General features: G+C 68.9%; 21 protein-coding genes. 7 read left to right on the top strand and 14 right to left on the bottom strand.

Annotated features, from left to right (window positions below; translation table 11 throughout):
• Window positions 1-155 precede the first annotated feature (155 nt).
• Entirely contained in the window at window positions 156-1,379 is a 1,224-nt protein-coding gene (locus WMF45_RS41215; protein ID WP_437711682.1) for an MFS transporter, read from the top strand.
• A 9-nt stretch (window positions 1,380-1,388) separates the two neighbouring features.
• Here WMF45_RS41215 and WMF45_RS41210 read toward each other — a convergent pair whose 3' ends face one another.
• From WMF45_RS41210 to WMF45_RS41175, 8 genes are all read right to left on the bottom strand, one after another.
• Window positions 1,389-2,186, bottom strand: coding sequence for an alpha/beta fold hydrolase (locus tag WMF45_RS41210; protein ID WP_437711681.1), 798 nt, complete (start codon window positions 2,184-2,186; stop codon window positions 1,389-1,391).
• 76 nt (window positions 2,187-2,262) lie between these two features.
• Window positions 2,263-2,859 carry a dihydrofolate reductase family protein gene (locus WMF45_RS41205; RefSeq protein WP_437711679.1) on the bottom strand — a complete coding sequence of 199 codons (597 nt, stop codon included), beginning with the start codon at window positions 2,857-2,859 and terminating at the stop codon, window positions 2,263-2,265.
• Window positions 2,860-3,025: 166 nt separating this feature from the next.
• Window positions 3,026-3,784 (bottom strand): nucleotidyltransferase domain-containing protein, encoded by a 759-nt coding sequence (locus tag WMF45_RS41200; protein WP_437711677.1) that lies wholly within the window; start codon window positions 3,782-3,784, stop codon window positions 3,026-3,028.
• 278 nt (window positions 3,785-4,062) lie between these two features.
• A complete protein-coding gene (locus tag WMF45_RS41195) occupies window positions 4,063-5,217 on the bottom strand; it encodes a trans-sulfuration enzyme family protein (protein ID WP_437711675.1) in 1,155 nt (384 codons plus the stop codon).
• Between the two features lie 136 nt (window positions 5,218-5,353).
• A complete protein-coding gene (locus tag WMF45_RS41190; RefSeq protein ID WP_437711673.1) occupies window positions 5,354-5,761 on the bottom strand; it encodes an HNH endonuclease in 408 nt (135 codons plus the stop codon).
• Window positions 5,758-5,973: a hypothetical protein gene (locus tag WMF45_RS41185; RefSeq protein ID WP_437711672.1), complete on the bottom strand. Its 216-nt coding sequence runs from the start codon at window positions 5,971-5,973 to the stop codon at window positions 5,758-5,760. The genes WMF45_RS41190 and WMF45_RS41185 overlap by 4 nt, the downstream gene beginning before the upstream one ends.
• A 317-nt stretch (window positions 5,974-6,290) precedes the next feature.
• Window positions 6,291-6,992: a hypothetical protein gene (locus tag WMF45_RS41180; RefSeq protein ID WP_437711670.1), complete on the bottom strand. Its 702-nt coding sequence runs from the start codon at window positions 6,990-6,992 to the stop codon at window positions 6,291-6,293.
• Between the two features lie 229 nt (window positions 6,993-7,221).
• Entirely contained in the window at window positions 7,222-8,169 is a 948-nt protein-coding gene (locus WMF45_RS41175) for a hypothetical protein (RefSeq protein ID WP_437711668.1), read from the bottom strand.
• A gap of 94 nt (window positions 8,170-8,263) precedes the next feature.
• On the opposite strand from WMF45_RS41175, the gene WMF45_RS41170 reads away from it, so the two are divergent.
• The 4 genes from WMF45_RS41170 to WMF45_RS41155 all read left to right on the top strand — a co-directional run bounded on the left by WMF45_RS41170 (window position 8,264) and on the right by WMF45_RS41155 (window position 10,936).
• On the top strand, window positions 8,264-8,416 hold the full coding sequence (locus WMF45_RS41170) for a hypothetical protein (RefSeq protein WP_437711667.1): 153 nt from the start codon (window positions 8,264-8,266) through the stop codon (window positions 8,414-8,416).
• Window positions 8,417-8,753: 337 nt separating this feature from the next.
• On the top strand, window positions 8,754-9,245 hold the full coding sequence (locus WMF45_RS41165; protein WP_437711665.1) for a DoxX family protein: 492 nt from the start codon (window positions 8,754-8,756) through the stop codon (window positions 9,243-9,245).
• A 97-nt stretch (window positions 9,246-9,342) separates the two neighbouring features.
• Window positions 9,343-9,966, top strand: a complete 624-nt coding sequence (locus tag WMF45_RS41160) for a glutathione S-transferase family protein (RefSeq protein WP_437711663.1) — start codon at window positions 9,343-9,345, stop codon at window positions 9,964-9,966.
• A gap of 1 nt (window position 9,967) precedes the next feature.
• Complete coding sequence (locus WMF45_RS41155) at window positions 9,968-10,936, top strand: endo alpha-1,4 polygalactosaminidase (protein ID WP_437711661.1); 969 nt, start codon at window positions 9,968-9,970, stop codon at window positions 10,934-10,936.
• A 24-nt stretch (window positions 10,937-10,960) separates the two neighbouring features.
• On the opposite strand, the gene WMF45_RS41150 is transcribed toward WMF45_RS41155, so the two are convergent.
• A complete protein-coding gene (locus WMF45_RS41150) occupies window positions 10,961-11,971 on the bottom strand; it encodes a LysR family transcriptional regulator (RefSeq protein WP_437711659.1) in 1,011 nt (336 codons plus the stop codon).
• Window positions 11,972-12,061: 90 nt separating this feature from the next.
• On the opposite strand from WMF45_RS41150, the gene WMF45_RS41145 reads away from it, so the two are divergent.
• Window positions 12,062-13,255: an FAD-dependent oxidoreductase gene (locus WMF45_RS41145; protein WP_437711657.1), complete on the top strand. Its 1,194-nt coding sequence runs from the start codon at window positions 12,062-12,064 to the stop codon at window positions 13,253-13,255.
• A 57-nt stretch (window positions 13,256-13,312) separates the two neighbouring features.
• On the opposite strand, the gene WMF45_RS41140 is transcribed toward WMF45_RS41145, so the two are convergent.
• The 3 genes from WMF45_RS41140 to WMF45_RS41130 all read right to left on the bottom strand — a co-directional run bounded on the left by WMF45_RS41140 (window position 13,313) and on the right by WMF45_RS41130 (window position 17,168).
• On the bottom strand, window positions 13,313-15,493 hold the full coding sequence (locus WMF45_RS41140) for a penicillin-binding transpeptidase domain-containing protein (RefSeq protein ID WP_437711655.1): 2,181 nt from the start codon (window positions 15,491-15,493) through the stop codon (window positions 13,313-13,315).
• A 1-nt stretch (window position 15,494) separates the two neighbouring features.
• Entirely contained in the window at window positions 15,495-15,875 is a 381-nt protein-coding gene (locus WMF45_RS41135) for a BlaI/MecI/CopY family transcriptional regulator (RefSeq protein ID WP_437711653.1), read from the bottom strand.
• 75 nt (window positions 15,876-15,950) lie between these two features.
• The gene (locus WMF45_RS41130; protein ID WP_437711651.1) at window positions 15,951-17,168 is read right to left on the bottom strand and encodes an FAD-dependent monooxygenase; all 1,218 of its coding nucleotides are present in this window, start codon (window positions 17,166-17,168) and stop codon (window positions 15,951-15,953) included.
• 209 nt (window positions 17,169-17,377) lie between these two features.
• Here WMF45_RS41130 and WMF45_RS41125 point away from each other — a divergent pair, with 209 nt between their 5' ends.
• The gene (locus WMF45_RS41125; protein WP_437711649.1) at window positions 17,378-18,043 is read left to right on the top strand and encodes a TetR/AcrR family transcriptional regulator; all 666 of its coding nucleotides are present in this window, start codon (window positions 17,378-17,380) and stop codon (window positions 18,041-18,043) included.
• An 84-nt stretch (window positions 18,044-18,127) separates the two neighbouring features.
• On the opposite strand, the gene WMF45_RS41120 is transcribed toward WMF45_RS41125, so the two are convergent.
• The gene (locus WMF45_RS41120; RefSeq protein ID WP_437711647.1) at window positions 18,128-19,141 is read right to left on the bottom strand and encodes a formylglycine-generating enzyme family protein; all 1,014 of its coding nucleotides are present in this window, start codon (window positions 19,139-19,141) and stop codon (window positions 18,128-18,130) included.
• 132 nt (window positions 19,142-19,273) lie between these two features.
• Window positions 19,274-19,969 carry a hypothetical protein gene (locus tag WMF45_RS41115; protein ID WP_437711645.1) on the bottom strand — a complete coding sequence of 232 codons (696 nt, stop codon included), beginning with the start codon at window positions 19,967-19,969 and terminating at the stop codon, window positions 19,274-19,276.
• Window positions 19,970-20,127 lie beyond the last annotated feature (158 nt).

Below are 20,127 nucleotides of genomic sequence, written 5' to 3'. Positions count from 1 at the left end.
GCCTCCTGCCGTGGCGCCAGGGGCGGCGAGGCGGTCGCCATGGGCCTGCTCCGGCTCGGGAGCGTGGCTTGCAAGGCGCCCGCGCGGCAGCACCATCCGATTCGGCACGGCGGACGAACGCGCCGATCGACCGGCCGCTCGCCTCGGTTCGCGTGATGACATCTTCGCCGCCTCTCCCCCAGCGTTATCTCCTCGGCTTCATGGTGCTCGGCCTGCTCGCGGGCTCGAGCAACGGCGTGGCCAAGGTGGTCCTGCCGCTGTATGCCGCCTCGCTCCACGCCTCCCCCTGGCAGATCGGCCTTGTCGGCGGCCTGCAGTTCACCGGCATGCTGCTGCTCTCGATGCCGGTCGGGGGCTTGATCGACCGCCACGGCAGCCGGCCGCTGTTCCGCTTCGGCGGCCTCGCGGGTGCGGCGCTGTACCTGCTCGGCTTCACCCACATGGATCGGCCCTGGCAGCTCATCGCGGGCGTGATCCTCTTCGGGCTGCTCAACCCGTTTCGCATGGTCGCGACCCAGACCGAGTTTCTTCACCTGCTTCCTCGCCTCGGCCCGCGCAAGGCAGGGTGGCAGCGCGCGTCCCACTCGCTCGGCATGTTCTTCGTGGGCCCGATGCTCGGCGCGCAGCTCCTCGGCCTGCTCGGCTACACCGGCGTGTTCGTCGTGACCGGGCTCGGGCTGCTGGCGACGGTCTTCGTCGGCGATCGCGTGCTCTCCGGGGCTCCTCCCGGCCGCGGGCGCTCGGCCACGCCGCTCCTCGAGCGCCTGCGCGGGCAGGTCGGGATCATCCTGTCTCGCCGCGAGCTGCGCCAGAGCATGTTCATCGAGCTGTGTGGTCAGATGGCGATGTCCTACTTCGCCGTATTCGTTGTGTTGATCGGGATCCGCGAGTTTCACCTCTCGGTGCCCCAGGCCGCGACCCTCGTGACCCTCCAGGGCGCCGTGTTCGTGCTGACCCTGCTCCTCGCCGGGGGTGCCCTGTCGCCGTTGCGCGACGCTGCCCGCTACGCGATCGCCTTTTCGCTGCTGCTCGCGACCGAGCTCCTGCTCGCTTTCCCCCTCGGCGTCGCGTCGCTGTGGGTCGGGGCGGTCTTGCTCGGGCTCGGGCTGGGCGTGCAGCACCTCACGAGCGTCAATCGCTTCGCGGCGCTCACCGCCGAGCTCGGCCGCGGCCGGGTGGGCGGCCTGTTCTCGCTCGCGGGACCGGCCGGGGGCCTGATCGGCGCGGTGGCGGGCGGCTCGCTCGGCCAGCGCTTCGGCCTGTTCAGCGGCTTTCGCGTGCTCGCGGCGCTCTATGCGGTGCTGATGGTGTGGCACGGGCGCGGCGTCCTGACCGAGAGCGCCCGGCGCGTCGTGCTCGCCGAGGGCGAGCCGGAGTGACTGCAGCAGCTACGCCAGCTCACGCAAGAACGACAGGACCACCTCTCCCAGGCGCTCGGGTTGCTCGAAGGGAAGGCCGTGGCCGGCGTCCTGCACCTGTTCGATTCGCACGCGTGGGTTGAGGCTCCGCAGCTCCGTCGCCATCTCGAGCGTGACGACGGGGCTGTCGTCACCGATGACGAGCAGGCTCGGGACGTCAATCGCGCTCACCACGTCGCGGTACGCGGGGTTCGGCGGCGTGAGGACGTCGAACGCGTCCATGCGGGTCTTCAGCCTCGCCTCGGCCTGGAGCTCGATGATCTCGGGCGAGCGATGCGGGTGTCGGGCTCGGGCCCGCGCAACGAGGTCAGACTTCTGCAAGCCGAGGACCTGGCGATGTTGCTCGGCGACGTCGCTGTCGCACACCTCGCGCTGGCGCTCGGGGCTCAAGAACGTCGGGTCGACAAGGACGAGGCCGCGGAGGACCTCCGCCCCTCGACTCGCCACCACCGCGGCCGTCATGCCGCCCATCGAGTGGCCAAGCAGGACCGGACGGGAGAGCGAGAGGCCGCGGATGAGGCCCACGACGTCGCTCGCGTGATCGTCGTACCGGTATCCGTGGGGCGGCGTGCTCGAGCCGCCGTGCCCTCGGGCGTCGGGCATGACGACGTCGAATTCACCTTCGAGCGCCCGCGCCAGGGGAGTCCAGCAGGCGCCGCTCCCCATCAATCCATGGAGCAGGACGACGGGAACCCTGGCGCCTCCCGTTCGGAGGTAGTGGATGTTGATGCCGTCCGTTTCGCAGACTCCGCTGATCCAGGTCGTCATGGAACTGTCCCTGCCCGCCGCAGCCTCGTACGTGGGATGTCTCCCGTCGCCCATTCGACAGCCCTCGCCAGCAGGACTACGCCTTGCGTACCGGGTAGCGCAGGTGTGTGACGCCGACGCCCGCGATCACCGTCGGGTTGCCGAGGACGGCTGGCGTGCGGGCGAGGTGGTCAAAGAGTCGAACTCCGGAGCCGAGAAGAACCGCCGCGATGTCGACGTGGATCTCGTCGAGGAGCCCAGCATTCAGGAGCTGCTGGATGGTGTCGGCGCCGTGGACCCCGACGGACTTCCCGGCGGCGGCGGCTTTGGCCTGGTGCACGGCGCTCTCGATGCCGTCGGTCACGAAGTGGACAGTCGAGTTGGGTCGCGGCCATCCGGCGGGGATGTCGTGGGTAAGCACGAACGCTGGTCCCCAGGCGTGATTTCCGCCCCAGCCCTGGGCGACCTCGAACGTGCGTCGACCGGTGAGCATGGCACCGAGTCCGGACGTGAGACCGCGAAGGTGCTCGGCGCTCGGCCCGGACACCTTGAACGTCATGGGATCCGACCCTCCGGTGTGGATCTCGACGTCCCCCGAATTGGCGTACCAGTCGAACACCTCGGCCACGCCATCGTTGAGGTCGGCGACGTAACCGTCGAGCGACATGGACATGATTGCGACGACCTTCGACATTGCGATGCTCCTCTGGAGGGTGGGGGCTGCGTTCAGGGGCCAGGAAAGAGTACCATGAAAATCAACGCTGCGACGCATTGGAGAGCGGACGCGGCTTCCGCTGCGTGTGGGGTGCGCAGCGCACCCGCGCGTCGGTCAGCAGGCCCTCAGTGGGCGGAGCTCCGTGTCAGTCGTCCGGCACGGGGACCCTTTCGGAATCCCACGCGAAGAAGCCCCGTGCACGGATGGTGAGGTCAGCCAGGGCTCGCGCTGCGAGCTGGCGCTCCTCGATCGTGGAGACCCCGAAGAAGCGACGCGCCGCCTCGGCGACTTCACGGTCGCTGCGCTCGACCTCAAGCAGCAGGTTCTTGTTCCCTGGCACCGTCCCGCGCTCGGCGCGGAGGTGGTACCGGAGCATCTCCATGACCGCCTCACCGAGCAACGCGCTGGCCATGGCGGGATCGCGCTCAACGACGTCCTCGCCGTCTTCCAGGAGTGTCGCCGCTGAATAACGAGCGAACGCGTCCTCATCCCGAGTGAGCACGGCGCGCTTCTTCAGCCACTCGGCGGCCTCCTCCCGCAGGGCATCGATCGCTTGGCCGCCGAACACAGGGAAGCCGGTGGCAATCATGTGCGCCGCGGAGGGGCGACCGAGCTCATGCTCGCTGGCGAAGTACGCTCGAATTGCGCGTGCCGGGTTGACGAAGATCTCGACCGGAACATCGCCGAACCACCGCTGTAGACGCTGCTTGTACGGATGCTCCTGTACGACGAAGACGTCGAGATCGCTGCTTCGATCACCTGCGCCGCGGACGACCGACCCCGCGGCGACGATCGCCCGCGGCTCGAAGGTCTCGAATACAAACGCGACGACCGCGCGGAGCGCTGTTGCATACCTCGGCGGGAGGTCGGGCCAGCTGCACATGGCGAGTTTGTCGGGGCTCATCTGGTTCTCCGAGGTCGTCTCATCTGCCGGCCCAACGCGGCGACAAGCTGCGGGCGCGAAGCGCCCATCTGCTTTATCGGCTTGTCAGACGAAGTCAAGGAAAGATGCCTAGAGCGACAAACGGGTTGAAACCATGAGAAAAAGCAGGAATTTCACAGGGAGACGGGGAGGCGGGGAGCGAGAGACGGCAAGAGAAAGAAAATCATTCTTTCTTCCTCCCCGCCTCCCCGCCTCCCTGTGAAAATTCTCCGGGTTTCAACGTGATCAGTGTTCTAGGGTCAAGCCTCCTGAGGCGTCGAAGCCACCGAGGGCTCACTCACTGTCCGTCGCAGCGCTTGATCCAGGTCGGCCCAGAGGTCCTCGACGTCCTCGATGCCAACGCTGAGCCGGAGCAAAGAAGGCGGGAGATGCTCCTGCCCAGGGATCGCTGCCCGCCGCTCGATCGTGGACTCCACCGCACCGAGGCTCGTGGCATGCTGAATGAGTCCGAGGTAGGCGCAGACCGCGTTGGCCGCGTCGGCGTCACCTCGGACATCGAAGGAGATGATCGTTCCGAACCCTCGGAGCTGACGCCGCGCGATCTCGTGGGTCGGATGGGACGCCAGCCCCGGATACCGGGTCCTCGTCACCTGCGGGTGGGCCTCGAGCCGGGCCGCGAGCAGCATCGCCGTCTGTTGGGCCCGCTCCAGCCGCAGCGCCATCGTTCGCGCTCCCCGCACGGCCAGGAAGGCCTCGAGGGTGCCGGGCGTGGCTCCAGCCAGCTCACGCGCCTTCTTGAGGGCCATCCACAGCTTCGGGGCCTTCGTCGTCGCGACGCCGGCAAGGAGGTCAGAGTGCCCCCCGATGAGCTTCGTCGCGGACTGGACGGAGACGTTGGCACCGAGCTCGAGGGGTCGCTGGTTGAGCGGTGTGGCAAACGTATTGTCCACGGCGAGGATGGCCCCGTGCTTTCGAGGCGCGGCGCATATCGCCTCGAGGTCCGCGATCATGAGGAGCGGGTTCGACGGCGACTCCAACCAGATCAGGTCTGCGTATTCGCAAGCCCGGAGCCACGCGTCAGTATCGTCAAGGGCGATCCTCTTGACGGTCCAGCGTTCCTTCGCCTGCCCGGCCTCGGCGAGGCCAGCGACGCCCTGATAGCAGTCGTCAGGGAGCGCCACGACCGACCCAGCAACGATCTGGTCGAAGACGGCGGCGATGGCGGCCATGCCCGACGCGAACGCAACGGCGTCGCCGCCTTCGAGGCCGCCGACGACCTTCTCCAGCGCCTCCCACGTCGGCGTGCCGTCATCGCGGGCGTACTCGCGGCCGCCACCCAGGACGAAGTTGGACGCTGGGACCGGCGGGACGTTCAGAGGCGCTCCGGGTTCTCGCTCGCGACCCGCCGAAACGAGCCACGACTCGAGCCGAATTGCTCGTGTGGGATCTTTCATCTTTGCATTGAACTACGCCATGGGGCGATGTCGTGTTCGCGGTCTCTACATTACATGCCCAACGTCTTGCCGGTGTGCCGCAGCGCGGAGTGCCGCCGGCACCAGCGGCGTGTTCGGCACGCGCCGCTGCGTCGGCTCACGGGTACCGGTTTCGGCGCAATAGCAATGCACGCAGGCGAACTCGGTCCTCGGCATTCATGTCCAGAAGCTGGACTGTGGCGCGCCCCTCGGCCGTCAGCCCTTGAAGCGTACCCTCAATCGCGACCGTGAAGTGCTCGCGCCAAGAGTGACACCTGGGATGATACAGCGCCACGAGGATCCCAGTCGTTGGATCAATGGAGGCGATGTTAGGACCCTTCTTCAGATTGCAATGGATGCAGCAGAGGCACAGATTGGCAACATCGTCGGAGCCACGATGCTGCCTCCCGATGATGTGGTCGACTTGATGGGGGAGGATTGAAGCTTCTTGAGGAAGCCGGCAGTACTCACACGCCCCCTGGGCGCGCCGCTGTACCGTCTCCCGCACATCGTTCGAGAGCTTCACGAAGCTGCGCGCATCGTCCAGAACTCCTCGGCTTCCAGCTTGAGGAGGCTGAGCCTGTCGTTCAAGCGGACGATCTCTGCATACTCCCTTTGCTCCTCCGGGGTGAGCGCGCCTTCGGTGCTCTTCTGCGCGAGCTCCTCGGCGCGTGGGGAGAGATCTCTGCTGACAGCATCGAGCGCCGCCTCAAGCTGTTCGAGGGTTCGCCTTTCCATGAGGTTCTCCGTTCGACGTCGGCACGGAGAGCATGCCATCCCTCAGCCGTCGCTTCAAGCTCCGCCCGCCTCGGGCGGGCGAAGCAACTCCACGGCCCGGGGGCCGTACGGCTCGTAGCAGGATCCACCCCGTGCGCCGGCGGTGCGGAGCCTGGCCTCGCGGGGCCGTTGCTTACGCCTGTCGGCGCCTTCGGGCAGAGCTCGCTGAGCACCGAGCCCGTCTGCCGAATGACCTGCGGCTCAGCCGCGTAGCGGCGTCGGCTGCTGCCGCCGGTTGGGAAGCCACGGATCCGGATCTCTGGACACGGGGAGGCACGTCAGCAGAAATGGCACGTTTGGCGAAGATCGCAGCCGAGGCATCGCTCGGCGAGCGCCGTGAAGTCGGGCACAGCAAAGGGAAGACCTCCCTCGCGCGAGAACAGGTCTTCGAAGAGCTGGGCAGGCGGAAAAACGTAGTTGCCAAAGGTGATGCTCACCCATGACCGCGCGGCAGCGATTCCGGCGATCTCCATGTGCCCGGCCTTGTAGGGGTAATTGGCGATAGCACACGGCGGAACGTGCCCGAGATCCACGCGCGCTCCGAATCCGAGCGCCGCGTCCTCGGAGTCGCTGTCGGCGGACATCGACACGGGCACCTGGGTGCGATGGCATGTGATCGCGACGTAGTAGACGTCGTCGAACTGCGCTTGCGTCATGTCGAGCCGCGCCCCGTCTTGCAGCGCTTCGAGCGCAAGCAGAGGCGATCGCTTCGGTCGGAGCTCGCTCCAGATCGTGGCTTGGACGTTGTCATCATTCTCCAGGGAATGGCTGAGCTCCTCCGCTGAGTCGGGACGCTTCCACGATCCCGGATTGCGCCCGCGGTACTTGCCGGCCTTGGGCATCCCGCGCGACATGGTGAACACGAAGGACCCAACGGGCTCGGGGTCTGTCCGCACAAACCGCTCGGGGTTCTTCCCGACGAACCCAGCACTGATCGCGGCCTCGAGAAACGCCGTCATCGCCTCCGCCTTGAAGGCCAAGCTCGGATCGAGCGGGACGAGAAGATGAGAATAATACATGCTCATGGATTGCCTCGCGGTGCTGGGAGCCCTCCGTGGACGAGTCGCCACGTATCGATGTAGGGCGACCCGTACGACGAAGCTGAGGCGCGAAAATGGTCATCAACAGCCTGCCCAACGAGTAGCCATTCTGCCGCCGGCAAGCAACGGCCCGTTGCGCCGCGCTGCAAGTCAGAATTGCCGTGCGCGTTCACTGGTCCTCCGATTCGTCAGCGTTGATCTTGCGGCGCAGCTGCGCGAGACGGTCCGATAAGTCGGTCCGAAGTGGCCCTTCCGCAGCGGCTGTCAGCTCTTTCAGCAGCTGGTGTCTTGCGAGCCCGGGCTGAAGCTCGTACCGCTGCATGATGCCGAGAAACTCCGCAAGTGCCTGGTCCCTCTCTCCCGCTTGCAGGAGGCACCATGCGCGTTGCTCCCGGAGCAAGTCGTACCGCCAGGCGTGGGGGCCGACGAGGAACGACGGATCGACGTCGAAGTAGGCCTGGACAGCCTCGGACCACCTGCCGAGATCGTGTAGACCGTGTGCGCGGTATAACCGGGCCCAACCAGAGCTCGGGTCGAGGACGGCCGCAGCCTCGAAGCAGGCCAGCGCCGACTCGATCGATCCGTAGTGGAACGAATAATGGAGCATCCCGAGGGCAACCTGTGCGCCCGCGTCGTTCGGTCGGAGCTGGATGGCGCGCTCCGCCGCCGTTCGGCCTGCGAGGATCATTCGGCGTCGGACTTCAGGGCGGTCGTCTACGCAAGACGCACAAAGTTCGGCCGTGACGGCTCGGGAGACTTCGATCTCCGCATCATCGGGATCGAGCGCTCTCCCCGCAGTATAGATCCGTTCCAGGGCAAGCCACCCTCGCGGTTGCTCGCTCAGGGTCAACTGGTACTCCAGCGCGATGGCCAGCTTTCGAAGCCGCTCGGTCGGTGCAAGACCGATGTGGGCCGTTTCGCGCAGGTAGGCGGTTAGATCGAGCGCTTCGAGCTCCGCCGTGCCGAGTTTCTCCCATCCGCGCTCATCGATCCAGGCGTTGAGTTGGTCGTGGGGATCTGACAGAGGCAGCCGAGCGCGATCGTATCGGTGGCGTAGCTTGGCCCGCCAGCGCGGTCGATCCTGTCCCTCCTTAGGCCGAGCGTATCCCGTCCGCATGGCATCCTCCGCGTCTACGTCCGTCGGCCCAACTCGCAATCAGCTGTGCTGCGCGACATATCTTCGCGTTTTTGCATGTAGGCTGCGAACCGTCGTGCCCGATCACCGTATTCTCGCGGCTGGCCGCGGCGAGGGCATCCGGACGATTCAGACATGGCTCGGCCACAAGGAGGTGCGGACCACGATGATCTACACCCACATCGTCGACCGCGGTCCTCTCGGCGCGCTCCGCCCTCTCGAGCGCTGACCGCCGCTTCCGCGTGGAGCGCCTTGAACCCCGACCCCACCCGCTCGTGCCGCCCCCACGCATCGCGGGAAAGTAGCGTATCCGACGGCTGCCGCACCTCCTTCCTGCATGGCCGCGGCGCTCTCCCGGCGTCACCGCAGGCGCCGTTCCGGCAGGGCCGCGGCGCTCTCCCGGCGTCACCGCAGGCGCCGTTCCGGCAGGGCCGCGGCCGCCCTTCCAGCGCGTCCGCCGGGCCGGGCGCCCGGTCAGGGGCGGCGCGGCGGTTTTTTTTTCCGGCGACCGATGATTCCTGGCGGGGCCGGGGGTCTACGGGGTGAATCCCAGCACGGAGGCACCCATGACCGCGATCGTCACCAGCATCCATCATCGTGACCAGGATCTCACCACCGAGCCCCGGGCCCAGGCGCCGACGAGCGTCGCAGCGCCCGGCGCGGCGCCGTCCCGGCGAGCGCTGTGGGCGGGACGCGTCCTGAGCGGGCTGGGCGTGCTGTTCCTCACGTTCGATGCCGCGGTGAAGGTGCTGCAGCTGTTCCCCGCGGATGCAGCCACGGCCCAGCTCGGATTCCCGGTCAGCCTCGTCCCCACCCTCGGCTACCTTCAGATCGCCTGTCTGGTGACGTACCTGATCCCGCGCACCGCGGTGCTCGGCGCGATCCTGTGGACCGGTTACCTGGGCGGCGCGATCGCGATCCACGTGCGGGTCGGGAGCCCGCTCTTCAGCCACACGCTCTTTCCGATCTACATCGCCGCCCTCCTCTGGGCGGGGCTCTGGCTGCGCGACCGCCGCGCGCGCGCGCTGCTCGCGAGCCCGGCGTCGCTCGACCGATGAGCTTCACATTGGCTTCCCGCCACCCCGCCCGCATGGTCAGATGGGGCCGCGGCTAGCCCGCCTCTCGAACCATGGATCGCGAGCAAGGAGACCACCGATGATCAAGGTCTACAACTTCGCGCGCGGGGCCCGCGGCCTGCGCATCATGTGGCAGTGCGAAGAGATGGGTTTACCCTACCAGGTCGAGATGGTCTCGTTTCCGCCGAGCGAAGCCTACCTCGCGCTGCATCCGCTCGGCACCGTGCCGTTCCTCGAGGATGAGGGCGGCGTGGCGATCCACGAGTCCGTCGCGATGATGCTTTACGTGGCGCAGCACCACGGGCCCACGCCCCTCCTGCCCGGCAAGGGCGATCCGGCGCTCGCGCGCGTGCTGCAAATGGCCGTGTTCGGCGAAGCGACCCTCGGGGCAGCCGTCAATGCCCTGCTGACAGCACATTTCGGCGCGCCGGAGGCGGACAAGCGCAACTGGTCGGTCCGCGCGCACGAGGCAAGCATCGAGAAGGCCTTGCGCTTCACGACCGGCATGCTCGGCAACATGCCTTTTCTCGCCGGCGAAGGCCTCACGCTCGCCGACATCTCCGTGAGCACCGCGATCGGAATCTATCGCGGCGCGCTCGGCAAGACGCTGCCCGACGAGCTCGTCACCTACCAGGAGCGGATCGCCGCGCGGCCGGAGTACCAGCGCGCGCGCGCGAGGTGCCGTGGCGAGGACAGGAGCTGAAATGATGAATCGATCGTGGCCCGCGGTGGTCAAGTCGTTGATCTTCGTCCTCGCGGCGGTGCCCGCCGCGTGCAGCGACGCCGGCGTGGATCCGGGCGGGGCAGGGGGCTCGCCCCAGAGCTCGGGCACGCCGGCGTCGACGTCCACCTCATCGGCGTCCGCCGCCTCGACAACCGCCGGCGGGGGCCCCGGCGTCTGGATCCCGGCGCTCGAGACGTCGTGGCACTGGATGATCGACCACCCCCTCGACCTGGACGACCCCAGGGACATGGGCCTGGTCGATCCCACGGGAGCGCCCATCGAGTCGCCGCCTCCCACGGTCTACGACCTCGACTGGGAGTTCACGCCGGCCGAGACGGTGGCCGCGCTGCACGCGAAGGGCGCCAAGGTCATCTGCTACGTCGACGTCGGCGCGTTCGAGGACTATCGGCCAGACGCCGGCGACTTCCCGGAGTCGGTCAAAGGCAACCCGGACTACCACTGGGAGGGCTCGTTCTGGCTCGACATCCGGCAGATCGATGTCCTCAGGCCGATCATGCTGGCCCGGTTCCAGGTCTGCAGGGACAAGGGCTTCGACGCCATCGAGCCCGACGAGGTCGACGGTTACGCCAACGACTCCGGGTTCCCCCTCCGCTATGGAGACCAGCTCGCTTACAACGTGTTCATCGCGGATCTCGCCCACTCGCTGGGCATGTCCGTGGGGCTCAAGGGCGACATCGAGCAGGCGGCGGACCTGTGGCCGTACTTCGACTGGACGCTGAACGAGCAGTGCTTCGAGTATGAAGAGTGTGAGCTCCTCGTCGATTCCTTCCTGGCGAACGGCAAGGCCGTGTTCGAGGTGGAGTACGACGATCCGTTCTCCGGTCACATGACCGACAGGTCGCTCTTCTGCGAACAGGCGAACGCCTGGGGCTTCAACAGCATGGAGATGCCGCTCGACCTCGACGGCGGCCGGTGGCCCTGCCGGTGACCCGCGGCCTTCCGAGCGCCCGCATCATCGCCTTGTCGCCGAGCGGGACGTAGGCCTCGAGTCCCGAGGTCCACTCGGCTTCTTCCTCGTGCCCTCCGCCGCGCGGCCGCGCGCGCGGGGGCCGTCGCGGAGCGCGGCGATGACGAGCTCCCGGAAGCAGCGGGCGCCCTCGTCCTCGTGGGTCCGCTCGTGCCAGACGAGCTGCATGCGGAAGACGAGCGCGGCCACGGGCGGCTCGAGGAGGGTGAGCGGCGCGAGGCGCGCGAGCGCCTCGGCGATGCGGCGCGGCATGGCGGCGACGAGGTCGGTGTTCGCGGCGATGACCGCGGCGGCGGAGAAGGTCGGGACGGCGGCGGCGATCTCGCGGTGCAGCCCCTGGGCCGCGAGCGCCTCCACGGCGGCGCGGTTGCCGATGCCGCCGCGCCCGAGCGCGATGTGGATGTCGATGTGGCGCAGCGAGTTGAACGCCTCGCGCGTGAGCCGGCGGCGGGCGCACGGGTGACCGCGGCGGACCACGAACACGCTGTCCTGCTCGAAGAGGTCCGCGGCGTGGTGGCCCGGCGGGAGCGGGTGCGCGGGCGCGATGGTCGCGTCGACGTCGCCGCCGCCGAGCCCCCCGGTCGCCTCGAGGTGGTCGACGCTGACGACGCGGAGGGTCGCGCGCGGCATCTCGGCCGCGGCCGCGCGCGCGATCGCCGGCAGGCTGCAGATCTGGTCGAGGTCCGAGAGCGCGAGCGTGAACGCGCGCGTGGTCGCCCGCGGGTCGAACGCGCGATCCCCCTCGATCGCGCCCGTGATCTCGCCGAACGCGGCCCGGAGCCGCGGCGCGATCTGCTGCGCGCGGGGCGTGGGGACGAGGCCGCGCCCGCTGCGCACGACGAGCGGGTCGCCGAGCTGCGCGCGCAGCCGCGCGAGCGAGTTGCTCACGGCCGACGGCGTGACGCGGAGCCGCCGCGCCGCCCGCGCCGCGCTCCGCTCCTCGAGCACCGCGTGCAGGACGAGCAGCAGGTTGAGATCGAGCGTCGACAAGTTCACGTTGGGTGACGATTACCATCACGAATCATCACTGGCAATGAGCGTCAGTCCCACCCATGCTGGCCAGGAATCGAGGTCGGAGGTGGCGAGATGACACAGCGAGGTGTGCGGCGGGTGGTGGTCGTCGGCGGGGGCATCGCGGGCCCGGTGCTCGGGATGTTCCTTCAGCGGATCGGCGTGGAGGCGACGATCTTCGAGGCGCGCGCGGCCCCTCTGGAGCAGGAGGGCGCGTTCCTGGGCGTCGCGCCGAACGGGATGAACGTGCTCGCGGATCTGGGCGTCGCGCGCGCGGTGCAGGCGCGGGGCGCGGTGTGCGACGGGATCCGGTTCGAGAACGCCCGCGGGCGGCGCATCGGCGTGATCGATCAGCGCGACGCGGCGCGCCGGTTCGGCGCCGGGCTCGTGATGATCCGGCGCGGCGCGCTGCACGCGGCGCTCGCGGAGGAGGCGGCCCGGCGGGGCGTCGCGATCCGGTACGGCATGCGGCTCGAGGGGGTGGACTGCTCGGATCCGCGCGAGGTCGTGGCGCGCTTCGAGGGCGGCGGCGAGGCGCGCGGCGACGTGCTCATCGGGTGCGACGGCGTCCGGTCGCGCACGCGGGCGGCGGCGCTGCCCGGCGCGCCGGCGCCGGGGTACACAGGCCTCCTCGATTTCGGCGGCTTCGCGCGCTGCCCCGGCGCGCCGCTCCAGCCTGGGTGGAGCGTGATGGTCTTTGGCCGCCGCGCGTTCTTCGGCGCGTTCGCGGCGCCCGAAGGCGAGGTCTGGTGGTTCCACAACAGCGGGGAGCCCGCGCCCGAGGGCGCCGCCGCGCCGGGGCCGCTCCGCGAGCGCATCCTCGCGCTCCACGAGGGCGATCCAGGCTGGATCGCGGACGTGGTGCGCGCGACGCCCGAGGTGCTCGGTCCGTGGCTGCTGCACGACATCCTGACGATGCCGCGCTGGCACGCCGGCCGGGTCTGCCTGATCGGGGACGCGGCGCACGCGGCGACGCCGCACGCCGGCCAGGGCGCCTCGCTGGCCATGGAGGACGGGATGCTCCTCGCGAGGTGCCTGCGGGACGAGCCCGAGCCGGAGCGGGCGTTCGCGGCGTTCGAGCGGCTGCGGCGGCCGCGGGTCGAGGCGATCGTCCGCCAGGCGCGCCGTAACGGCAGCCGCAAGGCGGTCTCGGGGCCTGTCGCGGGGTGGCTCCGCGACAGGGCGCTGCCGCTGTTCCTGCGGATCGGCGCCGCCGCGCAGGAGCGCGCGCACGCCTACCGGATCGACTGGGAGGAGCGGCTCGCGTAGCCGGGGAGAGGGCGGGGGTGTGTACCCCTCGACGTGGGCGCCCTCGACGCGCCTGGATCAGCGCCCGAGCGCCCGCGCGGTGATGCGCGCGAACACCGGCCCCGCCACCTTGCCGCCCGTCGCGTCCTCCGCGGCGACCACCGCGCCGACGAGGATGACGAAGCGCGGCTGCTCGGCCGGCGCGACCCCGATGAAGCTCGCGTAATTGCGCGGCTCGCCCGCCGCCGATTGCTCGTCCGTGGTGCCGGTCTTCCCGGCGACCCGCACCCCTTGCACACGCGCCGCTTTGCCCGTCGCCTGCTCGTCGCTCACGGCGCGCTCCAGCATGCCCATCACGGCCCGCGCCGTCTCCGGGCGGAGCACGCGCTCGTTCTCCACGTGGTGCTCGAAGCGGACGCTGCCGTCCGCGCCCCGGGCGCGCCGGGCGAGCGTCGGCGCATTGAACACGCCGTCATTGGCGATCGCGGCATAAGCGGCGGCCATCTGCAGCGGGCTGGCCATCGCGCCGCCATGGCCCGATGCCAGGGCCACGCCGCGGAGCGAGCCGTCCGCGATGACCGGAGGCACCTCGCCGACCGGCGCGCCGCGGAGCTGGATGCTCATCGCCTCGCCGAAATGAAAGCGCCGGAGCCAGCGCCCGAGCGCCTCGCCGCCGAGCTTGTCGAAGATCCGCGAGGCCCCGATGTTCGATGAGAGCGCGAGGATCTGCGGCACGTCGAGCCACGCGTTCGGACTCGCGTCGCGGAGGATCTCCTTGCCATAGCTCCGCGCTCCCTTGTCGCAGAAGAACCGGTCGGTCACCGCAATGGCCCCCTCGTCGAGCGCGGCCGCGACGGTGAGCGACTTGATGGTCGAGCCGCTGATGCGCGGCGCCGCGGCGGTGCTCGGATCATGGATGGCCAGCACCTCGCCGGTCCTTGGATCGAGCACGATCGCCGTGGCGGCGACAGGGTGCCATTCGTCCGCCATCCGCTTCATCTCTTCATCGACGATCGCCTGGATGTTGCGATCGATCGTGAGCTCCAGGCGATCGGCCGGGGCGCCCAGCACGGAGGCGACCTCCGCGGTCAGGTGGGCCAGAGAGGCCGGCGTGGCGCTGGCAACGGCGGAGGTAGCGGTCGGAACGGACGAGCCCGCCGGAGCAGGAGCGACAGGCTCCGATTTCCCGGACGGATTGGCCGGATGGGCCGCCACGGCTGCGACAGGTCCTTCCTTGCCGGCGGTGACGCACGCCACCACCCCGAGCAGCGCCGCAGCCGACGCGGTGATCGCAACGCCCCGCGCCGCCGACGTGCGCAGAGACCCCGCCCGCGGTCGCACGATGGCCTCGACCCGCGCCAGGAGCTGCGAGGGCTCCGCCATCCCGAGCGCTCCGCCCGGCACCTCGCGGAGCCGCGCGGCGCTCGTCGCAATGGCCAGCAGGTGCTCGGCATATTCGGTCGGCCGCGCCCCGCTCGCCAGGACCCGCTCGTCCGCCGAGAGCTCGCGCTCCATGCGAAGCCTGCGCGCCGCGAGCCACGCAAGCGGGTTGAACCAGTGCATTGCACAGGCGAGCTGCCCCACGATCTGGGCAAGACAATCGCGCTGCCGGACGTGCGCCAGCTCGTGCAACAGCACGGCTCGCCAGCGCGCCGGGCTCCACTCGAGCGCCTCCCGCGGCACCAGCACCACCGCCGAAAAGACCCCGGTCACCGCCGGCACATCGATCTCGGAGCTGACGCACACGCGGGCCTTCATGCGCGCCTCGCCGAGGGTCGCCGCGATCCCGGGAAACGAGATCGGGGTCGCGCGCCGGGCGATCCCACGCGCCTTGGCGAGGCCATGGGCCAGGCGAGCGAGCACCGCAAATGCCCCGAGCGCCCACACGGCAAGGAGCACCGGGCCCCACGGAAAGGACTGAGTTGCCGGGGCGACCGGCGTGAACGGAGCCTGCATCACAGCGTGGGAAACACGCTCGACGGAGGGTGGGGCAATGGCATCCCCGATGGGCTCGGCGAAGGGTCTACTCGCGTCTGCGACGCCAAGCTCGACCACCGGCAGCACGCGCCACGCCGGAACGAGCCGCGAGGCGACCGGCACCAGCGCCGCGGCCGCGAGCCCGAGCACCAGCACGAGCCGGCGTGTGGAGGCCGGCGCGCGGCGGAGCAGCGGCATCGCCGCGAGGGCGAGCCCGAGGAGCACGGCGCCCCGCGCGGCATCGACGAGGAACGGCAGCGGGCTCATCTCGATCGGGCTCATTTCAACCCCCTTCTTTCTTGGCGCGCTCGATCACCTGGGCGATGCGATCCAGCTCTTCGCGCGATAGCTTGGACTTCGACGTGTCGACAAGCGCGGTGACCGCTTGCTCGACCGAGCCTCCAAAGAACGTCCGCACGACCTGCGCCAGCGCGCTCCTGCGAGCCTCGCTCGGGGCCGTGACCGGCATGTAGACGTAGCGCTGCCCTTCCTCCACGTGCTTGACGTGCCCGCGCTCCTCCAGCAGGCGCAGCAGCGCGCGGACCGCGGAGTAGCTCGGCGGATCCTCGAGGTTGTCCTTCACCTCGTGCGCGGTCGCGCGCCGCAGGCGGTACAAAATGTCCATGATCTCGCGCTCTCGGCGCGTGAGCGGCGGCTTCGGCATGACGTCCATCCGTAGCCCGGTGCTAAGAAATTAGCAAGTAACGCGTGCTAATTTCTTAGCACGTGCGATCGCGAGCTATCCTCGGGCCTGCACGCCATAGAGGGGGAGGGCGAGCGCCGTCGAGGCCTTCCGGCCCTTGCGACCGGGGAGCCCCGTGCGCGCCAGCCATGGTGCCACCCGGAGCGCTTGATTCCGGATCCACAGCGCTCGCGATGTGGCGGGGATCAGACTGAGCGCGCCGCCGCTGGCGAGCGACTGGTTCACCTCGACGAACGGCCTCATGACGCGCTCGTACGAGGCGAAGGCGGCGCTGGGGTCGGAATGGGTCGCCAGCTCCCCCGCCAGGACATAGGCGCCGACCATGGCGGTGCTCGTACCTTGGCCCGACAAGAACGACGGCGCGTGGGCCGCGTCTCCCACAAGGGCGACCCTTCCCTTCGACCATCGAGGCATGCGGATCTGGCTGACGACGTCGAAGAAGACATCGGTGGCCTCCTGCAGAGCGGCGAGCATCCGCGGTACTTCCCAGCGGGCGCCGGCGAAGACACCGGCGGTCAACCTTCGCTGCGCCTCGATGTCGGCGAACTCCGAGAAGGGAGGCTGGGGACGGGCGAAGGTCAGGAAGGCGTGCAGGCGATCGCTGTCGCCGGCCGCGAACAGCACGGCCGCCTTCCCGGGCGTGTTGCTGATGAACGCCTCGTGAGAGAACCCGAGGGTGTTGGGGATGGTGAAACCCGCAAAGCAGTAGCCGAGATAACGGTGGTACTGCGCCTCGGGCCCGAAGGCGAGCCGCCGTGTGTTCGAATGCAATCCATCAGCGCCGATGACCAGGTCGAAGGGGCGTTGCAGGCCGCTCTGGAAGTGCACATCGACGCCGCCGCCGTGCTCGTTCAAGGTGGTGATGGAGTCGCCGAAGCGGAATTCGACGTCATCTCGGACGGCGTCGTAGAGCACCGTCGTGAGCTCTCCGCGAGGCAGCTCCAGATCCCGGCCTTCCTTGCCGCCGGTGAGCGCCTCGGGCCGGATCGACCCGATGAGCGCGCCGTCGCCATCGACGAACGTGATTTTGCGTGAGTCGATGTGCGCGGCTGCGATGCGCGACAGCACGCCCATGCGCTTCACGACGTCGATCGCGGTGCCCCGGATGTCGATGGGGTAGCCGCCGCTTCGCACAGCGCCGGCCTTCTCCACCACCGTGACCTGGAAGCCGTACCTGTGAAGCCAGTACGCGAGCACGGGGCCGGCGATGCTCGCGCCGGAGATCAGGATCTTCTTGTTCCGCGAAGTCGCCATGTGTCCGCCTTCCTTCGGTGTGAGCTCGCAGCGGCGGAGGGCGCATCCGCGAGAGATCGGCGCGACCCGCCCGCTGCCACGAGGCAGGGCAAGCAGCTGCCGACCGCGGTCCACTCGGCCCAGGGAGCTCTGACGTAGACTACACTACACGGTGTAGTGTACAAAGGCCAGGGCAAAAAATGGCCGAAATAGGCTATACCTGGAGGTGCATGTCCTCCACCGGCGCACAGAAGGCTCTTCGTGAAGGGTCCGCGCAAAAGCGATCCGCCATCCTCGTGGCGGCCCGGGAGTTGTTCCTGGCCGACGGGTTCGACCGCTCGAGCGTCGATGCCGTCGCCGCGCGCGCCGGCGTCTCCAAGAGGACGGTGTATGACTATTTCGGCGACAAACAGGCTCTCTTGCTGGCCGTCGTCGAGTCCACGGGTGACCTGCTCATGGCGGCGATCCGACGGGCCATCGAGGACACCTTGACGCACGTGACGGACCTGGAGGACGCCTTGATCACCTTCTCGGCGCGGGTCGTGACCGAGATGCTCGGCTCGGTGGACTACCTTGCCCTCCTGCGGCTGGTGACGATGGAGTCCGCTCAGCTGTCCCAGCTGCGCGGTCGCGACCACTGGATGATGAACGCTCCGGAAGAGGCGATCGCGGAGCGGTTCGCCGAATTTGCGCGTGCAGGGCTGCTCGACGCGCCGAACCCCCGGCAGGCGGCCGATCATTTCATCGCGCTGACCTTCTTGCTCGCCGCCAGCGGGTTCGGGCCGGTGATCGCCCCGAACGACGCCCGCATGCGGGAGCTCCTCGTCGAGGGGGTGCGCGCATTTCTACGAGCCTACGCGCCCAGCGGCCCGGCCCAGCCTCGATCCCTCGCGTAGCGCAGGCGGCCGCGGCGGCGCGCGGCGTCACGGCCAGAGCGTGATGACGACCGTGACACTGCATGCCGGTGACCGACAGGCCAACTAAGGGTTTCTGGCGCAACGCGACCCGATGTTGCCTCGGAGCTCGGGGTAGTAGACGTGGCGGGTGGCTGACCGAAGGGTCGGGGCGAGGTCGTCGTTGCTGCCGCTCCGGAAGGCCCGGTAGGAGCCTGCTGTCACGGCGGCGCAGTCATGGCATGGCATCGGGTACTGAACCGGGTCCCAGTCCAGCGTCCATTCCCACGCGTTCCCGCCGAGGTCGGACTGCCCCCACCTCCCGTCGCCTCTGGGCGACTTCGAACCGACGTTCCGCAGGCTGCAGGTGCCGCCGCAGTAGACCGCGTAGCTGTCATCGATCGCCGTTGAGGTCGCTGGCTTCGACCACGGATAGTACCTGTGCTCGCTGCCCCCGGAGGCCGCGTAGTTCCACTCCGCCTCTGTCGCCAGCCGTCCGCCGTCCCACGCACAGAACGCGAACGCCGTGTACCAGTCCAGGCAGTTGATCGGCTTATTTTCGTCGCTCCCCGCCGTGTCCGCCCAGCTCTGATGGACAAAGCAATTCAGGGCGTCTCTCAGGGCAGCCGTGTTCGGCGGCAGCTTGGTGTTCCACGCCGAGCTCCAGCCAGAGCCTCGGATCTTTGGTTGTGCGCCCGCACCATCCGCAGGCGGGCTGGCCTGCGTGCCCATGCCTGCGTTCACGAACGCCCGGAATCGGCCCACGGTGATCTCGTACCTGTCGAGGTAGAAGTCGCTCACCGTCGCCGGGTAGCTCCAGTCCAGATAGTCCACGCCGTCGTAGCTCCGAGCGAAGGTTCCGCCGGGGACCAGCAAGCTCTCGCAGCAGTCCTCGTTCTGTGATGGCCCGCAGGTCGCCGGCAGCCCGGTGCAACTTGGCGCCGTTCCAGCCCAGGCGCCCGCGCGGCCGCTGCTTCGGTCCTTCGCGATCGTCTCGTCCGCCGCGGTCCTGTCATCGTTTCCGCAGGTGCAACCTGCCGAGAGCAGCAGCCCGAAACATGCGATGCCGACGGTGTGGTAGGGAGTGGCAAGCGAAATCATAGGTCACCCACGATGGTCAGCTCCTGCTCCCCTCCTATGAGCAGGGCTCACCGCTACTTTGCACGCAGATCTGTGCGGACATGCGCGCGCCTGTCGACATCGCAGCTCGGTCTCGTTGGGCCTGCGCCCCGATCAGCCCCCGAAGAAGGCCTTCGCCTGCTCTCCCAGCACGTTCTCGCCCTTCGGGCTGCTGGCGTGGCAGCCGTCGCTGACCTCGCCCGCGTCGTTGTTGAGGATGAACTTCCCGAGGTAGCTCATGTTCTCGTTGATGGTCGGGTCCTTGGCCAGCTCTTGCGCCTTCATGTCCGTCCAGTCGGCGCCGCCCGCTCCCGCGATGAAGCAATCGTGCCCTGCATTGTAGACCGGCTGGCCCACGATGTAGATATGGGTGCCCGGGTTGACGTGCTGGCGCGCCGCGTTGACCATGTCACGGAGCTCCTTGTCGGTCGCCCGCTGCGACAGGATGCAGATCTGGACCATGATGGCTTTGACGACGTCTTTCCCCCCGATCGACTCCATCTTCCGGTCGAAGAGCTGCCAGGAAGAGCTGTTCGGGCTGGTCCAGTTCTGGACCACCATGGCGCCCGTTTGATAGTTGTCGGCGTTCCACATGATCTTGCCGCCGACGCGCTTGTAGCCGGTGCCGATGTTGTTGGCCATCGAGCAGCCGGTGTACGCAACCGAGTTGTCGCCTGTCGGAGGCAGGCCGTCATCCCCGCCGCCCGTTCCGGGATCGCCGCCCGTGCTCGCGCTGCCCACCGACGCCGGTCCGCTCGGGTCTGCGCCGCCGGTGCCGCCGCTCGGGGCTCCTCCTGCTCCGGTCGTCACCGCGGTCACTCCGGCGGAGCTGGAGGCTCCAACACCTGTCCCACCGCTCGTCGAACTTCCGGTCGTGGAACCGCTGGTCCCCGCCGTCCCTCCGGTTGCGGCGCTCTCCGACTCCGAACCGTCGTTCAGGTCACTCTCCGAGCTGCAAGCTCCGAGGC

Source organism: Sorangium sp. So ce448 (assembly GCF_051520915.1).
Classification (GTDB): domain Bacteria; phylum Myxococcota_A; class Polyangia; order Polyangiales; family Polyangiaceae; genus Sorangium; species Sorangium cellulosum_B.
This window is presented reverse-complemented; position numbering and strand designations above follow the sequence as displayed.

Bases quoted from the DNA above. Each gene is read 5' to 3' on its own strand.
- WMF45_RS41165 (WP_437711665.1), top strand. From the start codon at position 8,754: ATGACCGCGATCGTCACCAGCATCCATCATCGTGACCAGGATCTCACC.
- WMF45_RS41195 (WP_437711675.1), bottom strand. From the start codon at position 5,217: ATGAAAGATCCCACACGAGCAATTCGGCTCGAGTCGTGGCTCGTTTCG.
- WMF45_RS41155 (WP_437711661.1), top strand. From the start codon at position 9,968: ATGATGAATCGATCGTGGCCCGCGGTGGTCAAGTCGTTGATCTTCGTC.
- WMF45_RS41160 (WP_437711663.1), top strand. From the start codon at position 9,343: ATGATCAAGGTCTACAACTTCGCGCGCGGGGCCCGCGGCCTGCGCATC.
- WMF45_RS41205 (WP_437711679.1), bottom strand. From the start codon at position 2,859: ATGTCGAAGGTCGTCGCAATCATGTCCATGTCGCTCGACGGTTACGTC.
- WMF45_RS41210 (WP_437711681.1), bottom strand. From the start codon at position 2,186: ATGACGACCTGGATCAGCGGAGTCTGCGAAACGGACGGCATCAACATC.
- WMF45_RS41120 (WP_437711647.1), bottom strand. From the start codon at position 19,141: ATGATTTCGCTTGCCACTCCCTACCACACCGTCGGCATCGCATGTTTC.
- WMF45_RS41125 (WP_437711649.1), top strand. From the start codon at position 17,378: ATGTCCTCCACCGGCGCACAGAAGGCTCTTCGTGAAGGGTCCGCGCAA.
- WMF45_RS41145 (WP_437711657.1), top strand. From the start codon at position 12,062: ATGACACAGCGAGGTGTGCGGCGGGTGGTGGTCGTCGGCGGGGGCATC.
- WMF45_RS41185 (WP_437711672.1), bottom strand. From the start codon at position 5,973: ATGGAAAGGCGAACCCTCGAACAGCTTGAGGCGGCGCTCGATGCTGTC.
- WMF45_RS41135 (WP_437711653.1), bottom strand. From the start codon at position 15,875: ATGCCGAAGCCGCCGCTCACGCGCCGAGAGCGCGAGATCATGGACATT.
- WMF45_RS41200 (WP_437711677.1), bottom strand. From the start codon at position 3,784: ATGAGCCCCGACAAACTCGCCATGTGCAGCTGGCCCGACCTCCCGCCG.
- WMF45_RS41175 (WP_437711668.1), bottom strand. From the start codon at position 8,169: ATGCGGACGGGATACGCTCGGCCTAAGGAGGGACAGGATCGACCGCGC.
- WMF45_RS41215 (WP_437711682.1), top strand. From the start codon at position 156: ATGACATCTTCGCCGCCTCTCCCCCAGCGTTATCTCCTCGGCTTCATG.
- WMF45_RS41140 (WP_437711655.1), bottom strand. From the start codon at position 15,493: ATGAGCCCGATCGAGATGAGCCCGCTGCCGTTCCTCGTCGATGCCGCG.
- WMF45_RS41130 (WP_437711651.1), bottom strand. From the start codon at position 17,168: ATGGCGACTTCGCGGAACAAGAAGATCCTGATCTCCGGCGCGAGCATC.